Here is a 19,451-nt window from a genome sequence, read left to right as displayed (position 1 = left end):
AACATTCCAAACACTCCCTAGTCGGCATGGCCGGTCTGGGTGTGCAGGGCGTCGGCGGTGAACAGGACCCGGTCAGAGTGCCGAGGACCGCCTCGACGGCATCGAGCAGCGGGCCGAAGGCGGGGATCTCGTTGCTCTTGGCGTCGATGGTGACCTGGGCCAGGACGATGCCGGTGCTGGTGTCCAGCGCAGACAGCAGGTGGATCTGGCGGCCGCCTGCGCGGGAACCTCGCAGGGTTTTACCGTCGACGGCGATCACCATGCGGTATCGGCGCGGGCGCGGTGACGCCGGGGTGCGGGTGCGCAGCCAGTCGGCGAGAACCGCCGTGAGCAGAGCCGCGTCGAGGCGGGTCAGTAACCGCCATATCGTTGTCCCGGCCGGTATGCCGCGGGTGAACCCGAGCCGGGCCTGCATCTGTTCGTCGAGATCGTGCAGCCAGTCAGCGATCGCAGCGAACGACGACGCCCCAGCCAGGACCGCGCACACAGCCACTGCGAGCAGCGCGGCCAGCGGATATCGCACGCCACGCGGATCCCGAGGGTCCGGAACCGCAGCGAGCGCGAGTATCAGACCACCACGCTCACCGTCGGTGACAGGCGTAGTCGTGGTGTGATCGGCAGGTGCCGTCACGGTCAGTGCGGGAATGAGAGAAGATGCCATCGGCGGGTGAGGTCCTCAGCGGTCGTAAAGCGTAGAGAACTTCATGATCACCTGAGTGATCTCACCCGTCTTCATCGCCTCCACATAGGCCACTGACCACGCATAGCCCTCGCATAGCCCCAGCTCAGAGGCCGGTCATCAGACTACGCAATCACCCTGCCGAGTCACGACAGGTAAAGGTTGTCGGGAAAGGACGCGTCGATGTTGAAAGAACCAGGACCGATCGTGAGTCGCCGGCAACTTGGCTCGGCTCTTCGCCGCCTTCGTACGGACGCTGGACATTCGGTCGACTCCGTCGCTTCGCAAATGCTGACTTCGCCGTCGAAGATCAGCCGCATCGAGACGGGTCAGCGAAACGCTTCCCTCCGGGATGTCCGTGATCTTTGTGAGCTATATCTAGTTGAGACTCGGTACAGGGAGTTACTGCTTCGATTGGCTTCCGCAAGTCGGCAGCATGGTTGGTGGCGGACCTTCAGCCCAAGTCCATCCTTAGAGACGGTGGTCGGCCTGGAAGCATCCGCAAGTAGGATCTCGATCTTTGAGCTAGCAGGAGTCCCTCCGTTACTTCAAACGCGCGACTACGCCGAAGCCGTGCAAGAACGCCTCTTACCCGGTGACACTGCGGCTCGAACGAGAGTAATCGAGTTACACATTGCTAGGCGCAATTTTCTCGGCAATTATGAGTCGCCGCGCTTACACGTTATAGTCGATGAGGCGGTACTGCGTCGAACGGTAGGGAACCGATCAACCATGAGAGGCCAACTCGAATTTCTAATTGAAATGGCCGAAGCGGGCGAAGCGATTATTCAAGCCGTGACTTTCGCCGCCGGGGCGCACGAAGGAATGACGGGTGGCTTTACCGTCCTTGAATTTGATTCACATCCCGAAGGGCCGTTTGACTTGACAATTGGGGACGTCGTCTACTGGGAAGGTCCCGATGGGGACAGTGTTTCCGAAGAGTCAGCAATTGTGGACGATCGAGTGAACTCACTCCAACGCTTGCGCGAGCGTGCGCTGTCGCCGACAGAGTCTCTTCAATTCGTCAGGCTCTTGCACGAACAGTTATGATCAAATCGGCACCTGAAGCGTGTCACGTCCGACAGAATCCGAGGATGGACTGGGCGTGACATCATGGGCATATGCGAAGCACTGGACTCCGTCGGCTGGCAGTCGCCTCAGGCGCAGCCGTCGCTGGCGGTGCCCAAGTGCTGGCAGGCATGTCCCACGGCGCTGATCTTCTTCAACTGATCTGCCTGGCATTAGTAACGGCAGCTAGTGGCGCCGCGGCTGGCTGGTCCTTGAGCAGCGCAGGAGCAGAGCTCAAAAAAAATACCAGCCTTTTGGCAATTGCCAACTGCGTGGCTGACCGTCTTGCCGTTCGGCTCGTGGGGTCCTCGAAGTGATCTGGGAGCGTGAAGAACTCCATGATCACCTAGGCGATCTCACCCGCCCTGACCGGCTCCACAAAGGCCAGTCACTCCGCATAACCCCAGTTCAAGCGATCACCCGACGAACACGCAATGGCCCTGTGCGTTTCCTTCGCGTTTCTCCCTGCCCTAACGCCGACTCCGACGCAACAAACGATCAAGCACTCTCGAAGCATCTGCTCGGCGTTTCTCGTCCGGATGAACTGAAGCGATGATGGCTATCGCGCCAATGAGGAGTCCATATCCACCAGCGATGGCTGGGCCAGCGACCAACAGCTCATTCACGGAAAGTCCTTAGCTCGTCGGTAGCCGCCAGAGTACGGAGGGTGTTTCGCCAAGTCGAGTCCCGATTGTCACTCAATACGACGTTACTGTTCGTTTGATAGATTTCACAGCTTGTCACGGCCCGTGAGCAGCTCGCGCACGATTGCTTCCCATCGATCAGGGCCCGCAGCCACTTGCCCTCAACACACGCGCAATACGTGGCCTGTCATCTCGATGACCAGGGTGCCTTCATCGCAGAACCGGAGGCTCACGTCGGCATCGGGCTCGTGGCCTCGTACTCTTGATCGCGCTGGCGGGCGTTGTACCCGCAACCGCTCGCCGGCCCTCCGCGCCAGAGCGGTTGCCCGCAACGCGCGCTCCCTGGAGTCCGCGCATTATCGGCGGCAGATCCGGACGGCCCGTCGCTGCTGCGGACGAACGCCGCCGACCTCGATCACGCCCGTCGGCATCTGGCTGGCTCGCCGAAGGCTGAGTGCTGATTCCGACCAAGCCGACCGCTCACGGCCGGTGACAAGCAGCAAAGAGACGTTGCGTTCTCTGCGGCAGGAGTGCGCGGCGAAGGGCGTTGGCCGTCACCTCCCGGTCCGCCGTGCAAAAGTGAGACCGATGATGATCGAAAACTCCGCCACCGGCCCGAGCGAGACCCACCCGGACGACTTCCCCGATGCCCACGATTTCGCCGTCGAACTCACGAGTGACGGGAAAATCGGGGCGGAGTCGCTCAACCTGGCCTACAGGGTCCCATCGCTCGCGATCAGGGTCTGTTGGTCGTGGTGGAGCAAACCGGTAGGCGAGATCCGCGCTTGGACCGTTGCGGATATCCCCTGCGGAACACTCACGAAGCCGTACTGGGACTCGGACCAAGGCTGGAAGATCATGATCTGGCAGTCGGAAGATCAGATCTTCGTAGCCGAAGGCGACGGGGAACACGACGAGCACCGAGGTCAAGATATCTACGCGAGGTGGTTCAAAGTGTCCCGAACGCTTTACGAGGCAGCCTGGGTGGCCGCGCTCGATCGATTGCGGGCTGTCTAAAGAGGTCCGACCTGCGCCCCCTTGGTTGCTCCCTAGAAGCGCGGCAGACATCCCATGTTCTTCAAAGTCAAGTGGCGGGCTGAAGATGGGCCCAGGCGGTGGCTTCGTTGTAGGCGGTTTCGGTTTTGAGGCAGCCGTGCAGAATCCCGACGAGGCGGTTGCTGAGCTGACGCAGAGCGGCTTGGTGGCCGGTGCCGCGTTGGCGTAGGGCCTGGTAGTAGGCGCGGGCGCCGGGTGAGCCGCGCATGGCGCAGAACGCCCATTGGTGCACGGCATCCGCGAGGCGCCGGTTGCGGGCGTAGCGGGCCAACACAACCCGTCGACTGCCCGAGGCCCGGGTGATCGGGGAGGTGCCGGCGTAATTACGGCGGGCTTTGCCGTCGATGTAGCGGTGCGGGTCGTCGCCGAATTCGCCGAGAACCCGGGCGCCGAGCACTGGTCCCAGGCCGGGCAGGCTCAGGTAGCGTTCAGCGTCCCGGTGCCGGCCAAAATGCTCGGCCACCACCTGCCCGAGTTCGCCGATCTCGACGTTCAAAATGTTGATCAGCTGAACCTGGCTGGACACGATCGCCGCATAGGCGCGCTGCACCGGTCCGGGCTGGCGCAGCTGGTCCTGGCGCAGGATCTGCCGGATCTTGTCGGCCTTGGCGTCGAGGTCACGGCGACCGGCGCGACGCAGCGCGGCCACCACGGTCAACCGATTGAGCCGGGCGGCCCGATCCGGATCGGGTGCCCGGTCCAATAACTCGAGCGCCTCGCCGGCGGCGAGGTCCTCGAAGGCCTGCAGGGCGGCGGGGAAGAACTCCCGTAACACCGCGCGCAGGCGCAGCACTTGGCGGGTGCGGTCCCAGATCAGGTTCTGATGCGCCCGGGCGAGCAGCTTGACCGCTTCGGCAGCGGGACTATCTCCGGCCACCTCGCGGTGGTGGGTATGGTCCAGGCGGACGATCTCGGCCAGAACGTGGGCGTCGCCGGGATCGGACTTGGCGCCGGAGGTGGAGTGCCGTTCCCGGTACCGGGCCGACGACATCGGGTTGATTGCATAAACGCGGTAGCCGGCGCTGCGCAGCGCCTGCACCCAGGCGCCGCGGTCACTTTCGATACCGATACGGACCCGGCTGGCGGCCTGCGCCGGGTCGAGCTCGGCCCACCATGCCGGCATCGCCTCGGCGATCAGTGCGTGCAGCCGGGTGATGCCGTCAAGACCTTCGGGCAGCCGGGCTCGAGCCAACCGTCGGCCGTTGTCGTTCTCAATTTCGATGTCGTGGTGGTCCTCGGCCCAGTCGTCACCGATCCAGATCGCCTCGTCCAAGATGCTTCCTCCCCTGTCGGCGTGCGTGGCAGCGCGGAGGAGACGTCAGCGATCTCATAGTGCAGTGCTCACCGGCGCTGAGCGTCGGGGCCCGTCATCCCATCAGCTGTTGCATCTCCTCACGACCAGCGGGCGCACGGTCTGCCGCAAGACCTCACCAGGGTCAGATCCGAAGAGTGCTGACCCGCCGGCCGCTACCGGAGCCATCCTGCTGGAGCAGGCTGACAAGAACCTATGAGATCCGGACACTCTCGCCGTTCCTGGACTCACGGCCTCGTACCCTTTGATCGCGTCGGCGGGCGCTGTACCCGCAACCGCCCGTCGGCGTACCACGCCGGAGCCGTCGACACGAGGGGCGCAGCCTGGTCACCGCGCATTATCGGCGGCAGATCAGTGCACCGGCCGTCAGAATCTGCACGCCCGATGCGGGCCGTTCGATCCCTCTTTTGGCGGCCTTAAGCTTCGGCCGGTTGATTGAGGTGCGGTCACCACGGGTGACCGCACCTCAATACACGAAACGTCCGTCACCCACGCCTGAACCTTGCACGGCACACAAGCTCGGCAGCCTGTACGCCGACATCTGCGGCGAGGGCGGACTGATCAACGGCCACCTGGGCGCCCAGCCCCAGCTCCACCCACTCTCCGACATTAAGTGACGAACTTACGAGCGGGGGCCAGCGCGCCCGGACAGCGGCATGAGAGCGTGTTCCAAATCAATCCTGGCCCGGCTCTTCATCACCCTGTCTAACTAGATTCATTATGAAGTCATCCGCGATGCCATACGGATGAGGATTCCGGGATAGGGCGATCCTGGCAGCCAACGGCTCCAGAGCGCGATGTGCGATCCGGCCGATCGCTAGAACGGTGAGACGCAGAGCCAAATCTTGGCCGCGCAGAAGGCTGCCTAGAATTTGCGACTTAGGCGGTTTGGAGTCGTAGTGAACCCCACCCTCACGATTAGCGTAATGGGTGATTAGTTCGCTAACAGTGACACCTTGGCCGTCTTTAACGATGACCTCGTACTGAGAGAAATTGTTGATATTTCCTGTTCGAGGCGCTGGGAGCTCTGCGATACCCTCATCCGGAGGAAGTCGCTTCCGTAAGAGTAGGTCGTTCAGCATCGGGTCCAACCATTGCATCGACACCCAGGCCGAATGCTGGCCTTCGTCACCGCCAACCGAAACTCGGATTCGACTCCACTCGTAAACTGGCTTCTCGCGATGAGTCCTATTGGCTTCCACCCAAAGCGGCAGTCCATCGAAGAGCAACCTTCGAACTAGTCCGGCGACCTGTACCATGTCGTACTCGGAAGCCCTAAGGTCACAGCGCCGGCGTAAATCCTCAAGCGTGTCGAGAAATAGATCATCAGCTTCCATGGCACCTATGGTAGTGGCATGCTCCATGGTGGCAGCACTATTTCTTGGCTGGGGTGCACGGCGTGAGGCATCCGGGTAACCCCGAAGGAGTTATGGTGACGGATGAGGATGGGGCGCATCTGGCGCTCTCCAGGGAACTTCTCGGCGGGCTCCAGCCAGACGGGATCACGGCGACGAAACACCAACTCCATGGCAGGCCCTTGCCGCCGTCCGGGTTCCTAGTCTCCGTGCCATGGCTATCTATGGCTTGGAATGGAGTTCCTGAAGTCCGTCAGGTGAAGCGTTGGGTGGAACGCTGCCGTGATGATCTTAGTAAGTCCATCTCAGAATGGCAGGTAGGCGACTTCCGGGAACTAAGAACAGAATTCCCGCTCTATGCCGGAGCTTGGCATCAGAACGGAATTTCATGGTTTGATGCAAACCTGCTGTTCCCCGCAGATGCGCCTTCGGCGCTCCTCGCCAAAGAAGTCCGGGAGTATGTCCTCGTGGCGAGGGTCAAAAGCCAGAACTCTCCGGCTGCGTGGAGCTATGAAACCGGAGCCGAAATTGCGCAATTCGCGGCACGGGTTTGGGGTCAGGCAGAAATCTGGAATCTTGAAAGCGGTAGTTCGTTACTTGCCGACTCTACTTGGTAAATCATTTTGGAGCATTTAACCGGATCTAACAATTTGCCAGCTCAAATGCCGTTGCCCTGATCGATGAAGGAGCTATTGCCAGGGGCCCAAGGCTACAACGGCATGATCGAGAGCACTCAACTCGGCTACTCCGTGCGTCGCGAGCAGAGTGGGGCAGCACACAGGGTGACAGCCCTGCTGGTCTTCCCGCGCGATTGGCTCACCGAAGATCTACCCACCGCCGCACGGCGGGCGCAGCTCGCTGGAAGGGCCGTTGGCCGCAGTGGCCCGCACGGTGGGCGCAGGAACCGCCGACCGGATGCGAGGGTTACGGTGAATCAACAAACAATCCGACGATGAGGCTGCACATGATCAACGTCCAGGAGTTCGCGCGGCGGCTGAGTACTCTCGGAACCGATGCGTTCACCAGCGACGACGTCGTAGACCTGGCGACCGCGGCCGATGTCCGCATCAGCGCTGACCTGCAGATCGACGCCACTGTGGCGCAGCGCTTGCTCGACCAGATCTCGCCCACCCTGCCGGTCACCGGCGCCCAGATCACGGCGGCGCAATGGCCACCACCGAAGTCTTCCCGTCCTGCAGCGCCTGCGGTGTCGTTCTCCAGCCCCGGCGCCGTCGACGGACCGGCTGATCAGCCGACCCGACCCCGCAGTTCTGGGCCTCCGCGCAGCGGTCGGCGACCCAGCTCTCGACGAACCGGCCGGTGAACTGCTGCCCCAGCATTTCGGCAGTTCGCGTCGCCTGGACGACGACGTCGACGACCGGCCCGCCTCAGGCATGCGCCGATTGCTGCTGGAAGCATGGCACTCACCCGGACGCTCTCGTCGGTATCGGACTCCCCGCCTCGTACTCTTGATCCCGCCGGCGAGCGTTGTACCCGCAACCGCTCGCCGGCCCTCCCCACCAAGAGCTGCCACCCGTCACGTCTACTACCTCGGAACCGAGCATTATCGGCGGCAAATCCGTGCGTCGCGGTAGGCATCTTCGGGTACCCACTCAGCCCGCTCGCGACTGGTTGATACCGCAAAGCTCGCCATGACAACGCCACCCTTGTGATATCACGCCTGCGTGTCGACTCGGCCACGCGAGCAGCGCAACGTGACCAGCGCCAGCCATGATGGCAGGGTGGCTGAATTGACCTTGTTCGCGGACTACCACCAGATCCACACATTCAACGAAGGCTCCCAGCCTGACTTTGCCGACCAGTGGACTGGCCAAGCGGTGGCTGATCGGCTGGTGGTGACCGAAGACGCGGTGGCGATCGGCACGACGGTGAACGTCAACGTCGCTGTCAGCGTAGAGGTGCTAGATGGCTCGCCAGCCGATGACAGCACCGAGTTCGATCATGTAGCGGAAGCGAGCATTCGCTGTACCTCGGGGAGACTGGTGGTGATGGGATGCACCGACTACGAGCCTGACGCCCAGCGTTTTGCGGTGGAGCCTGGGTGGCTGCGAATGCGTATCTGCCAGGCCAATCTCGATCGAGCATACGAGGTTGACATCGATTCGGATGAAGACCCCGAGACTATGGAGCGACTGCGGGTGCAGATATGGCCGGCTGCGGCCACGGCCCAAGTAGTGGTGAAACGGTGGCTGCCGCCGTCGACGTAACTAAGGAAACGGAAGGCACCTCGACATCGCGCGACCACCAGCGCGTAACGCTGGGCTACTGGCAGTCGCGCGCCATCAGCGGCAAAAGAGCACGTCGGTTGACGAGCCGATGACGCCAATCTTCCCTGCTCGACCGCGGTGTCGTGCTCGAACTACTCTTAGCACCGATACGATCGCCGGGGAATGTCGGAACGAAAGACGGTTGGTTGTACCAGGCCGCCGATGGAGGGCAACGCGAGTGGCTAAGCGCGCCAAACGTAGGCCGATCTCGTCAGCTGCAAAGACGCCCCAGCTGGAGATCGTTGCTGTACTCGGCGTCGGGCACGGCGGAGCTGAGCTCGATCAGGAGCTGGCCATCTGCCGATCGGCTTTGCTGTACGCGGACCATGTGACTCTGGCGAGCCCACGCCTATTTGCCCTGGTGGCTGCGATGGGTGTCGTTTCGGTGACACCGCAAACATTTCGAGAAGTGATGAACCGCGCCGTTCGCGACGGCGGTGACGCGATGCGGGAGGTTGCAGAATCCACCCGCCAACTCGGTGAAGCCCTAGACGCCTTCCCCAGCCGTCATGAGCTGAACCCTTCCCAGCGGCGGGAGAAGGCGTCCCTTCTGCGCCGGTTCGACCAGGACCTCGATGGCCTTCGTGGGACAGCTCGCAAAAACATTTCAGAGCTCGGTGGCGATGAACTGATCCTTGCGATCCAGGAGGGCGTTCTGACACTCGAGCCCCTGGTCCACGCCGAGGAGGAATTCGATGACCTTCCCACGGACGTCCTACTCGGCAGATACGTCGACGTTGTCCGCCGTTCGCTGGCGGGCGGGCAGAACTACCCATTGTTCGACGCCAGCACCGGAGACCTCGCCCGCCTGGGCCTCGATGCAGGACATTTCACAAGGACAGAAGCCACATTGGCCCGCGGCAAGAATGCTGCGGCTGGAACCGGCTTCATCGACCGGCTCCCCAGCATCCCGTTCGCGAACATGTCCGAGGTTCTGGACATCCGCCAGGAGCTTCGGGCACCGCTAGGCAGATTCCGAAAGGCAGTCTCCGGTCTGTCCTCGGGGGTCGACGTCCCTCCCGAAGACGCCGAGTTCAGCGCTGCACTAGATGCCCGCTGGATTCAAGACGTGCAACCCGCACTCGACGAAATCGAGGAACGCATCCAGCAGGATGCGTCCTTACGCGCGCTCACCGGCAAGTTCACCGCCGGCGTCGTTGACCCGCTCAAGTCCGCGTTCCCAGCCGCTGGACTTGGCAGCCTCAGTTTCGCCGCCGGGGTTAATGCCTGGTTGGGTGCTGCCGCCGTGATCGGCGCTGCCACGGCGGCGCCCATGGTGAAGGCCGTCCAGGAGCGGCGCAAGGCGATGCGCGACATCGAGAAGCAGCCGTACTACTTCCTCTACAAGACCGAGGAGACCGTCAGGCCCCGCGAGCTGCGCTGAGCCTCGGATTACGCCTGGGGACTTCTTATGGCGAATCCGCCTCGCCGCCTACAGCGACGGGACGCGGATGATGCTACCGGTCCGACGCCGTCTCACGCGGGCTGCACCAGGACCGCGAGGTGCACCAGTATGACGCTGCGGTACGCGGTTACGGCTCCCCACAGCGCGCGCTAGTTGCGGCAGATCTGCTCGCCTGGCTTGCTTCAGAAGTCGGCCTGCCGGCCGTCCCTCTCGGCCACAAGGGTGTAGCTGCCTGCCGTGACCGTCAATGAGTTGCCGCTGACGCTGGCCGGCACGGGTGCCTCGTTGTCGAATGCCGAGATCGCGGAAACCGCCAGCAGGACGACCCGATCGTGACCCGCATAGCCCGCCAACGTACTGGCAAGTCCACTGGTGGTGAAGCCGTCGGGCGTCACCCGGTAGCCCCCGCTGTGGTAGTTCACGGGCTCGTTAGCGCCGAAATGCCCGTCCGGGGTGAACTGCAGGAAGACCGAGTACTTCCCGGGAACTGTGGTTGTCTTGCCATCGTGGCTGATCGACACCACGGTCCACTTGTATCCGTCGAATCCCGCTGCGGTCGCCGCCCGGCCGGCCGGTGCGGAGGATGCCACCAGGACGCCGGCGAGCAGGACGCCTGTCACGATGACGAGCAGGGTCCGGCGGGCAACACGATCAAGGCTCATAGGGCGTAGACGACCAATCCTCAGTACCGGTTCCCATTACTGCGCCGCTGGCCGCCAGGAGCGGGATCCCTCGTCGGTCTGGCCCGCACAAGGAGGATAGCGGCGCTCGAAGCCCGCCGGTCTTCACTGCATCGGCCCGTATCGGACCATCCAGGGATCGGGGGAACATCCGGTCATCGGCTGGAGAGTGCGCCAGGCCGGCCGCGTTGACGTCACCGCGCTTGACGCCGGCCGTCAGCCGCCGCGCACGGTCGGCGGCTACTTATCTAATTGATCTACGACCGCAGCCCGGCCAGGCTTGGTCGAGGTGACCGGCGGAACGCTCTGTCTGCGGCTGTCCACCGTGGTTCGGTGTGACTCTCATTTGGCGTGCGGCCCGCCGGTCACCGCGGCGCGGAGAGGCTCAAGAGGGGACTGCCCAGCTCAAAGTAGCGTTGCCCTCCCGCCGACATCGTCGTCGCAACCGGGAGGAACACAAGTGGCACGAGTCGTCATCGGCGTGGACCCGCACAAACGCTCCGCAACCATTGAGATCATGAACCACCGCGAGAAGGCCCTCGGCCAGGGCCGGTTCGGCACAGACCGGGACGGATATCAGGCGATGCTGGCCGCCGGCCGCGAGCACACCGACCGTATCTGGGCGGTCGAAGGCTGCAGCGGGATCGGCCGGCACGTCGCCCAGCGCCTGGTCGCCGACGGTGAAACCGTCATCGATGTGCCCGCGAAGCTGTCCGCCCGTGCCCGCGTGTTCGCCACCGGTCAAGGCCGCAAGACCGACCCGGTCGACGCCCACAGCGTTGCCGTCGCAGCGTTGCGGACCGACAACCTGCGGCAGGTGACCATCGACGACACCACCGTGGCGCTGCGGCTGCTCGTCGACCGCCGTGAACTACTCGGTCGAACCCGCACCGAGACCGTCAGCCGACTGCATCACCTGCTGCTCGAACTCGTGCCGGGCGGGGCCAAGAAGTTCCTGAGCGCTCAACAGGCACGCGCGCTGCTCAATACCGTGCGTCCGCGTGACGTGGTCGGCAAGACCCGCCGCTGGCTGGCCTCCGAACTGATCCACGAACTCGTCGTCATCGACAAGAAGATCAAGATCGCCGACGCCGAACTCACCGAGTTGGTGAAAACCACCGGCAGCACCCTGCAGGAACTCACCGGCATCGGCCCGTCCGGATCAGCTCGTCTGCTCGGCGACATCGGTGACATCAGCCGCTTCGCCAGCCGCGGACACTTCGCGTCCTGGAACGGCACCGCCCCCATCGACGCATCCTCAGGCGACCAGAACCGGCACCGCCTCTCCAGAGCCGGGAACCGGCGCATCAACCGCGTCCTGCACATCATGGCCGTCGTCCAACTCCGCCGCGACACCGAAGGCCGCCGCTACTACCGGCGCAAACTCGCCGCCGGCAAGACCCCGATGGAAGCCATGCGCGCCCTGAAACGCCGGCTCTCCGACATCGTCTACCGACGGATGGTCGCCGACGCCAAAGCCGTCAGGACGGGCCCGGGAGGACAAACGGGGGCGACTCTGCAATCCAGCGCGGCCGACTCGATCCCCATGGTCGACACTTCGGAGAAGTCACTTCCCGGACCCGCCGAACCCCAGCCTAGAACACCGTTCCTCACCGCCTCTTGACACAGAGGGGTGCCAGATGAGCGCATCTCTCGAGCTGGGTCAGCCATAAAGTCAAATCGCTATAGCTCGTCTGGCTGCGACTCCTCGGCACCCTCTGGGAATACCAGTCGAGCCAGTTCGTATTCCAGGTCGAGATCGAACTCCTCGGCGATGGCAGCCAAGTGCAACGCAAAAACGGTTCGAAGATCTCCCAATGCCAGCCCAAATCGGAGGCCATCGCTGCGGAACTCCCGCGCCCTCGGGCCCGCTCTGTCAACGAAATTGCGGGCGGCCTCACGGAGCAGCGAGAGTCGCTGGCTGAGAGATTTGCCCGGTTTCGCTCCGAAGATTTCCTGCGTCAAGAACCTGCGGATCTCCTGAGCCGAGCTGACGCAGTCAAGTTCGTCTTCGTAGTGCCGGTCACCGAATAGGAGGCGACGATCAGCCATGAAGATCATCACCCGCGATGCGACATCCTCGTCGCCCGGGACACGCTCCCACTCAGCTCCAAAATTGAACGCCGACAGACCTGTGAGCCGGTATGACATGGATGGAGTATGCCAAATCTCGGCCATGATCGTCTTACTCAACTCGGCATGTGTAGGTGGCAGGGTTCGGCCTCGTCTAAATAGCCAGCTACCTAACGTTGATCAGACCGGCAGACGGCTACCCTCTGCTCCCGCAACGCGCCAACCTACGCCATCCCTCTGTTTTCCGAGGTGCGAACGCCCTTTCGGTTGGTGTCGCGTACGGGGAATACTTATCCGATGGGGCGTACGCTGGGATATAACGATGCGGTCCGGACGCTTGGCGGGGATGCGGCGAAGCTCCAGCGGCTTGTAGACACGCTGGTCGGGACTGGGATGCTGGCCCTTGTTGGACCCTTTCGCGACGTGCTGGGGTGGTTCGACGCGAAGGCCGAGCTGAGCAGGATCACCGAACGTCTCATCACCGGGCTCGTCGAGAATCGACAGTCGTTGTCCCGATTCGAGCGGACCGAACGGTTGCACGCAGCTCACGTGATACTTGCAGCTACCGCGTTCTTTGAGATCATGGCGGAGGCCGAGCTTCCCGTCGACACTGCGGATCTGGTGCTGACCGCGGATGAACAGCAGACGCTCACCATTCGCGCCGCCGGTTTGCCAGGCGCGCCGGTTCCGGGCCCGGCCGAGTCCTACGAGGACTTCCGGGCCAGGCTGCTCGACTGTTATCGGAGCATGGCCGCGGTTGTGATGGAATTCGGGAACGGGCTCGCCATCTGGGAAAGGATGGACGCGTCCGTCCTAGATCGCACGAGAGTGGCCCTTACCGACTTGGCCGAACCGGCCGTGGGGCGGTTCGAGAGCCTGCTCGGGCGGCTGGCCGCCGAGTTTCCAGAGGTGGCTTTCTGGGCGAGCGTACGGGAACAGACGGCCATCCACGCGCGACTGCGTGACGTCACGACGGCACTGACAGCCTTGGGCGAGGTGCTGGAAACGATCGCCGTCGGGCGGGCTCCGGACGCGCGCCGTTCCGGTTTAGCACGCGGCTACTCGGCCGCGCTGGACCGGCCGGTCGCGGAAACCGGCGAGGTGCCGGCCGGGTTGCGCTTGCCGACGCTTGGCGAGGCTTTTGTCCCTCAGTCGTACCGTACCGCCGAGGTAACCGGCCAGACGCCGTTGAACAGGGAGGACTGGTGGGAGAGCCAGCCAGTCCGCGACAACCTGCTCGCCTTCCTCGCCGGTCGGCTCATCTCACCAGACCTGTCCACCGCCCCCATGCTCGTTCTCGGCCAGCCGGGCTCCGGCAAATCGGTATTGGCCCGCATTCTTGCCGCACGGCTCCCCGCCAACGACTTCCTCTCGGTACTGGTTCCGCTTCGTTCGGTGCATGCGGTCGCTGACGTACAGGAACAGATCGAGCAGGCGATCCGCAAGGAGACCGGCGAACGCCTCGACTGGCCAGCCCTCGTCCGGTCGGCGGACAATGCGATCCCGGTGGTCATCCTGGACGGCTTTGACGAGCTGCTGCAGGCTACCGGAGTCAGCCAGACCGACTACCTGTTGCGGGTAGCCGCATTCCAGCGGCGAGAGGCCGACCAGGGCCGGCCTGTCGCGGTCATCGTGACAAGTCGTACCAGCGTGGCCGACCGGGCTCAGACCCCGGAGGGCTCCGTAGCGATCCGCCTGGAACCGTTCGATCGGTCGCGCGTCGGCACCTGGTTGGACACGTGGAACCGGACCAACGCCGAGCATTTCCAACGCGGCACCGCGACGGCACTGAACCTGGAAACTGCGATGCGGTACCCGCAGCTCGCCGGCCAACCGTTGCTGCTACTCATGCTCGCTATCTACGACGCCGAAGGAGGCAGTCTGCGCTCGGCGGGCACGCTCCGCCAGGATGAGCTGTACGAGCGGTTGCTGGAGAGGTTCGCCCGCCGTGAGGTGGACAAGCGAAGCGCCGGCCTGCCGATCAGGGAGCGGGACCAGCTGGTCGAGGCCGAGCTACGCAAACTGAGTGTGGTGGCGTTCTCTATGTTCAACCGAGGCGCCCAATGGGTCACCGAGGATGAACTGGACGCCGATCTGCGGGCGCTTCCCGGCACGGTCGGGCCGAACGCAGCGTCGACGGCGGCCGGTGGTTTACGAGCGCCCATCCGGGCCGCCGAACTTGCGCTCGGATCGTTCTTCTTCGTCTATCGCGCTCGGGCAACCCGGGATGACGACGTACTTTTCGCTTACGAGTTTCTCCACGCGACGTTCGGCGAATTCCTGGTCGCGCGGTTAATTCACCGGGTGATCAGGGACATGGTCGCACGTGAGCGGGCGACTACCTTTATCACCGGCGCGGCCAACGAGGACGGTCTACTGCACGCTCTGCTTTCGTTCGCACCCCTGGCTGCCCGCCGCCAAGTCGTCGCCTTCGCTTACTGGATGACGTCTGACCTTGCGGCAACCGATCGCGTGGACTGGGCCGACCTGCTGGTCCGACTCTTCGACGGGGCACAGCAACCCCGGTTGCCGGACATTTTCGACGCCTACGCGCCCCGCTCCCTGACCGTGCCCGCCCGGGTTGCCGCGCACACCTCAAACCTGCTGATACTCACACTTTGCTCGGCCGATATCGTCGCCAGCCGTCTTGTGGGCACGGACGACGAGGCCGACTCACAGGGGATGCAGACCATCCGTCTCTGGCACGAGCTGGCATTGCTCTGGCACTCGCAGGGCGGAACGAGCGGCTGGGTCGGGCTGCTCGACCTTGTACAGGTCGATCGGATCCGTCGCGGCCGGCGACGGGACGTCGCGCTCAGCTTGACTCTCGACCAGGTGGCGAGTGCACCGCCAGTGGACATGAACTGGGTAATCGGCATCGATCGGCCGGCGGACGAGGTCGCCGAGGACCCACTCAACTGGGTCTTCCGGGAGAGCTGGGAGATTGTGCCGCGCGAGGTGCACTTCACCTGCGACCGATCAAACGACTCCCAGCACCACGCGATCGGACCGCTTCTGCGGGCCGGGCTGCCCGTTGCGGGCAGCCACGTCTATTTTCCGATCGGCGCCAAGCCGGTCAACATCCTCGGCGCCTTGATGAACGCGCTGCTCGACCCCACTCAGTCCACAGAAGAACGCGAGGCGTTGTACCTTAGGACTGCCGAATGGACCCTAACTTTCATCCCGGAGGCCAAGGAGTTGTTACTCCGATGCCTGGAACTCGATCTCGACGTGGGGAAAGACGTCGTGTCGAAGATCGTCCTTGATTTTTTGCAACGTGGTCTTGGTGCCGAAGACGCCCGAATTCGCCTCCTGCTCCTCCGCTGCGCTAACGCGCACATGGACGCGACCTCCGAAAGCATGGCCCAGGCCGTGTCCTTGCATCTGTTGGAACGAGACGAATGGACGGACCTGCACCTGGACACTGCAATCCGAATGGCGGAGTTGGGCCTAGGCCGGATCTCGATCAGGGATGAGGAAGCCCGTCGGCTGCTGGGCGCCTATGCGACCAAGCGCCCGGACTTCATCCCCCGCATCCGCATTCTCGGTCCAGACTGAATTAGTTGATCCAGGTCTCTTGGCGCGCTCTATTCCAGCACTGCGGATGTAGATTGCCAGCTGCCTCGGCCGGGCATTTGCAGGCTCACTATGACGCACTCTCATCGGCAAATCAGTGCGCGGAAGGGTGCGGCGCCTGCCGCCGCCTCGCGTGGGGCTACTGGACCACCGATCGCGGTGCTTGCCCCTGCGGGAGTGGCATGCCTGCAACCCGGCCTGTGGGTATTAATCGCCCATGTTGGGTCCATCTTTCGGGGAGGAGTAACTGTCGGGTAGTGGGCAAGGCGTGTGCGTAGCCGGAGGTAGGTGGTTTGTTATCCGGATGTCTCTGCTGCCGCGCGAGAGCGGGTCGGGCACTGCCGGCTATCACGCCTTCATTTCTTACGCGCATCGGCATGATCAGACTCTCGCGGCCGCGTTGCAGCGGGAAGTGCGCCGGTTTGGCGTGCCGTTCTACCGGCATCAGGTCGCGTTCCCGGCGGCTCCGCCAGGTGCCCAGCGGCGGCCGCTGCGCATCTTCCGGGATGCGTCAAATCTAACCGCTGCGGCCAGCCTGCCTGATGAGTTGCGGCGGGCGATCGGTTCGTCGCAGTGGCTGATCCTGATGGCGTCGCCCGATGCGGCAAGCTCGCCGTGGGTCCGGGAAGAGGTCCGAGTCTGGCTCGCGAAGGATCCGACGGCGAGCCGGGTGCTGATCGCCTTGACTGACGGAGACATCGTCACTACGTCGGACAGCCGCTGCATCGATAGCGCAGCGACCAACGCGTTGCCGGCAGAGTTGGTCGCCGCGCTGAACCATGTGCCGTTGTGGATCGATCTGCGTACGGCGCGGTCCGCGGTCGACGTGGGGCCGGGACGCCGCGGCCGGCTCGGTGACGTGGTCGCTGACTTTGCCGCGCCGATTCAGGGCGTCGACAAGGACGTGCTGATCGGTGAGCATCTGCGGCAGCAGCGCAGGACGCTGCGTACCGCGTTCGCCGCAGTGGCTGTGGTCACGAGTCTCGCGGTGGTTGCGTCCGTGCTGGCCGTGGTCGCGTTCCGAGCGCGTGGAGAGGCCATTCGTCAGCGAGACACTGCCGTGGCCAATCAGTTGGTCGCTGAGGCCGGCACGATCGCCGATACTCAGCCAGGTCTTGCTAGGCAACTTCTGGCCGCTGCCGGCGGCATCCGCCGGACCCCGCAGGTGACCGGCGCCTTGGTGACCGGCCGTTCCATCCCGCAAGAGGTTCAGATCGATGCGGATGCCGCCGCCTTCAGCCCCGACGGCCGGCTGGTCGTACTGGCGCAGGACGGCAATGAACCCTACGAGCTGTCGGGCCGTACGGTCCCTGCCGCTGAAGGGTTCCTGCGGTTGCTGGACGTGGGCAGCCTGACCGAGATCGGCAACATCCCACTGGGACGCAACTCCGCCGACGGCTTGGCATTCCTGTCCGGTCCCGGCAGACGTCTGGCCGCAGGTTTCGACACTCGCGTACGCATCTGGGACGTCCAAGACGCGGCCAACCCTCGCGAGCAGGCGTCGTTGACCTTGAATCCGGGTGGTGAAGGCGTCGACGTGATGGCTTTCCACGAGGGACGCGCCGCCACCGTGGACGACGGTCACGAACTGCGGCTTTGGGACGTCAGCCAACCGAACGCACCGCAGCTGCTGACGACGCAGACTCTTTCCCAGCTGCAAGAGCGGTCTTTCAGTCAACTGGCGTTCAGCCCAGACAGGCGGCGCTTGGTCCTGTCTGGCATCTCCCGAGGCCCGATGTTCCTCGACGTCAGCACACCAACCAACTCGCGGGCGATACCCGATGTGCCCGCCCTGGCACAGGTGCAGGACCTGGCATACGCCCCTGAGGGTGGATGGGTGATGACCACGGGACGGGAGACGGTGCCCCGCCGGTGGCGGCTACGCGCCGACGGCACCCCGGAACGTCCGGACACCCTGCCGCTGACCGCGCCCGGCGCCACCGTGACCAGTGCGGTCAGCGGGCCGCAGGGGCAACTCGCAGCAGTGTCCGAGGAAGGCGCCGTGCTGGTGTGGAACAACGCGCTCGACGACGATCCCCCTGCCCTCGTCGCGACCCTGGCAGTACCTGAATTCAGCGCTAACAACGTCGACGCAATGCAATTCAGCCCGAGCGGGCGGCAGCTGATGATGCTGTCCCCCCGCGCTAACACCGGCCCCGACGGTGCCGGGAGCCGCGTCAGCACCATGCGGATCTGGCAGATGGCCGACGGACGCCAGCCCGGCGCGGCATCGGCCCGGACCGGTGGGCGAACCATCGCCGTCCACGAACACATCCTCGCCACCCTGCACGCTGGTCGGATATACCTGCATGACCTTCGCCAAGAGGGCGCGCCGACACCTGCCGGCTCCTTGCGATGGGACGAAGACGGTGACGTCGGCCAGATGGTGTTCAACCCGAGCGGCACCCGCCTGGCCGTGCTGTCCGACAATCACGTGCTCGCTGTTGACACCAGCGATCCACGGCGCCCCACCCCGGCCGGCGAATGGACGATCACCGGTCTGCCGGACGTCTGCCCACCCGGCGGTGGGCTTTGCGGACTGTGGTCCGCAGTGTTCCGCGACGACGCGATCCTGGCGGTCGGCGACTCGAGCCGCCAGGTCACCCTGATCGACACCGCTCGCCCGGGGGATACCGCACCGCTCGGCAGCATCACGACCAGCTACGGCAGCGTGACCGAAATGGCGGTGCTCCGCCCGCAGCGGGGCAACCTCATCCTGGTCACCACCGGGTTGAACCACCCGGCCATCGAACTGTTCGACATCACCGACCCGGCACATATCAAGCCACTCGGATCGACCTGCGGCGGTGGAACCTTGACCAAGGAAGGGGACGGCTACCGCTGCCGCGGCGGAACGTCGATGCTCGACCTCGCCACCGATCGCAGTGGCCGCCTCCTGGCCAGCGCAGACCGTGCCGGCACAACCCGAGTTTGGCAAAGCCGCGACGGCACCCTGAGCCCGATCGCGACCCTCCAGGACACCGGCGACGTGCAAGGCCTCGCGCTCAGCCCCGACGGCCACCGCCTGGCCACTATCGGCCGGGACCGCACCCTGCGGACCTACGTCGTCAACCCGTCCACAGTCACGCTGGAAGCGATCATCCACATCGGCAGCGGAGCCGATACCAACCTGGCCTTCGCTGGCAACAACCACACACTCATCGGCACCATGCGCTATGGCCTGATCGACATCTGGGAACTCGACCCCAACCTCAACACCACAACCCTGTGCGCCGGCAGCGGCCCCCGCATCACCCCCGACCAATGGAACCGCGACATCCCCGACCTGCCATACGCACCACCATGCTGAACCTG

Annotated in this window: 14 protein-coding genes; 9 read left to right on the top strand and 5 right to left on the bottom strand. The window is 64.1% G+C overall.

Annotated features, from left to right (window positions below; translation table 11 throughout):
- Nucleotides 1–523: ISAs1 family transposase (locus tag Ato02nite_RS08225; protein ID WP_246606289.1), on the bottom strand; the 523-nt coding region annotated here is incomplete at its 3' end.
- Between the two features lie 339 nt (nt 524–862).
- Here Ato02nite_RS08225 and Ato02nite_RS08220 point away from each other — a divergent pair.
- Complete coding sequence (locus Ato02nite_RS08220) at nt 863–1,729, top strand: helix-turn-helix domain-containing protein (RefSeq protein ID WP_213005805.1); 867 nt, start codon at nt 863–865, stop codon at nt 1,727–1,729.
- A gap of 1,250 nt (nt 1,730–2,979) precedes the next feature.
- Entirely contained in the window at nt 2,980–3,408 is a 429-nt protein-coding gene (locus Ato02nite_RS08215) for a hypothetical protein (protein WP_213005804.1), read from the top strand.
- A gap of 67 nt (nt 3,409–3,475) precedes the next feature.
- On the opposite strand, the gene Ato02nite_RS08210 is transcribed toward Ato02nite_RS08215, so the two are convergent.
- Together Ato02nite_RS08210 and Ato02nite_RS08205 are read right to left on the bottom strand one after the other, a co-directional pair.
- Nucleotides 3,476–4,708, bottom strand: coding sequence for an IS110 family RNA-guided transposase (locus Ato02nite_RS08210; RefSeq protein ID WP_213005810.1), 1,233 nt, complete (start codon nt 4,706–4,708; stop codon nt 3,476–3,478).
- 725 nt (nt 4,709–5,433) lie between these two features.
- Complete coding sequence (locus Ato02nite_RS08205) at nt 5,434–6,096, bottom strand: hypothetical protein (protein ID WP_213005803.1); 663 nt, start codon at nt 6,094–6,096, stop codon at nt 5,434–5,436.
- A 275-nt stretch (nt 6,097–6,371) separates the two neighbouring features.
- Here Ato02nite_RS08205 and Ato02nite_RS08200 point away from each other — a divergent pair, with 275 nt between their 5' ends.
- The 4 genes from Ato02nite_RS08200 to Ato02nite_RS08185 all read left to right on the top strand — a co-directional run bounded on the left by Ato02nite_RS08200 (nt 6,372) and on the right by Ato02nite_RS08185 (nt 9,786).
- Nucleotides 6,372–6,731, top strand: coding sequence for a hypothetical protein (locus Ato02nite_RS08200; RefSeq protein WP_213005802.1), 360 nt, complete (start codon nt 6,372–6,374; stop codon nt 6,729–6,731).
- Nucleotides 6,732–7,066: 335 nt separating this feature from the next.
- Nucleotides 7,067–7,438 carry a hypothetical protein gene (locus tag Ato02nite_RS08195; protein ID WP_213005801.1) on the top strand — a complete coding sequence of 124 codons (372 nt, stop codon included), beginning with the start codon at nt 7,067–7,069 and terminating at the stop codon, nt 7,436–7,438.
- Between the two features lie 391 nt (nt 7,439–7,829).
- The gene (locus tag Ato02nite_RS08190; protein WP_246606287.1) at nt 7,830–8,342 is read left to right on the top strand and encodes a hypothetical protein; all 513 of its coding nucleotides are present in this window, start codon (nt 7,830–7,832) and stop codon (nt 8,340–8,342) included.
- A 238-nt stretch (nt 8,343–8,580) separates the two neighbouring features.
- Nucleotides 8,581–9,786: a hypothetical protein gene (locus Ato02nite_RS08185; RefSeq protein ID WP_213005800.1), complete on the top strand. Its 1,206-nt coding sequence runs from the start codon at nt 8,581–8,583 to the stop codon at nt 9,784–9,786.
- A gap of 203 nt (nt 9,787–9,989) precedes the next feature.
- Here Ato02nite_RS08185 and Ato02nite_RS08180 read toward each other — a convergent pair whose 3' ends face one another.
- Nucleotides 9,990–10,469, bottom strand: coding sequence for an META domain-containing protein (locus Ato02nite_RS08180; RefSeq protein WP_213005799.1), 480 nt, complete (start codon nt 10,467–10,469; stop codon nt 9,990–9,992).
- Between the two features lie 478 nt (nt 10,470–10,947).
- Here Ato02nite_RS08180 and Ato02nite_RS08175 point away from each other — a divergent pair, with 478 nt between their 5' ends.
- Entirely contained in the window at nt 10,948–12,111 is a 1,164-nt protein-coding gene (locus Ato02nite_RS08175; RefSeq protein ID WP_213005798.1) for an IS110 family RNA-guided transposase, read from the top strand.
- Nucleotides 12,112–12,170: 59 nt separating this feature from the next.
- Here Ato02nite_RS08175 and Ato02nite_RS08170 read toward each other — a convergent pair whose 3' ends face one another.
- Nucleotides 12,171–12,638 carry a DUF6650 family protein gene (locus Ato02nite_RS08170; RefSeq protein ID WP_213005797.1) on the bottom strand — a complete coding sequence of 156 codons (468 nt, stop codon included), beginning with the start codon at nt 12,636–12,638 and terminating at the stop codon, nt 12,171–12,173.
- 219 nt (nt 12,639–12,857) lie between these two features.
- Here Ato02nite_RS08170 and Ato02nite_RS08165 point away from each other — a divergent pair, with 219 nt between their 5' ends.
- Together Ato02nite_RS08165 and Ato02nite_RS08160 are read left to right on the top strand one after the other, a co-directional pair.
- Nucleotides 12,858–16,118: an NACHT domain-containing protein gene (locus Ato02nite_RS08165; RefSeq protein WP_213005796.1), complete on the top strand. Its 3,261-nt coding sequence runs from the start codon at nt 12,858–12,860 to the stop codon at nt 16,116–16,118.
- A gap of 322 nt (nt 16,119–16,440) precedes the next feature.
- Nucleotides 16,441–19,446, top strand: a complete 3,006-nt coding sequence (locus tag Ato02nite_RS08160) for a toll/interleukin-1 receptor domain-containing protein (RefSeq protein ID WP_213005795.1) — start codon at nt 16,441–16,443, stop codon at nt 19,444–19,446.
- Nucleotides 19,447–19,451: the final 5 nt, after the last annotated feature.

Origin of the sequence: Paractinoplanes toevensis (genome assembly GCF_018332695.1) — a bacterium.
Taxonomy (GTDB): Bacteria; Actinomycetota; Actinomycetes; order Mycobacteriales; family Micromonosporaceae; genus Actinoplanes; species Actinoplanes toevensis.
This window is presented reverse-complemented; position numbering and strand designations above follow the sequence as displayed.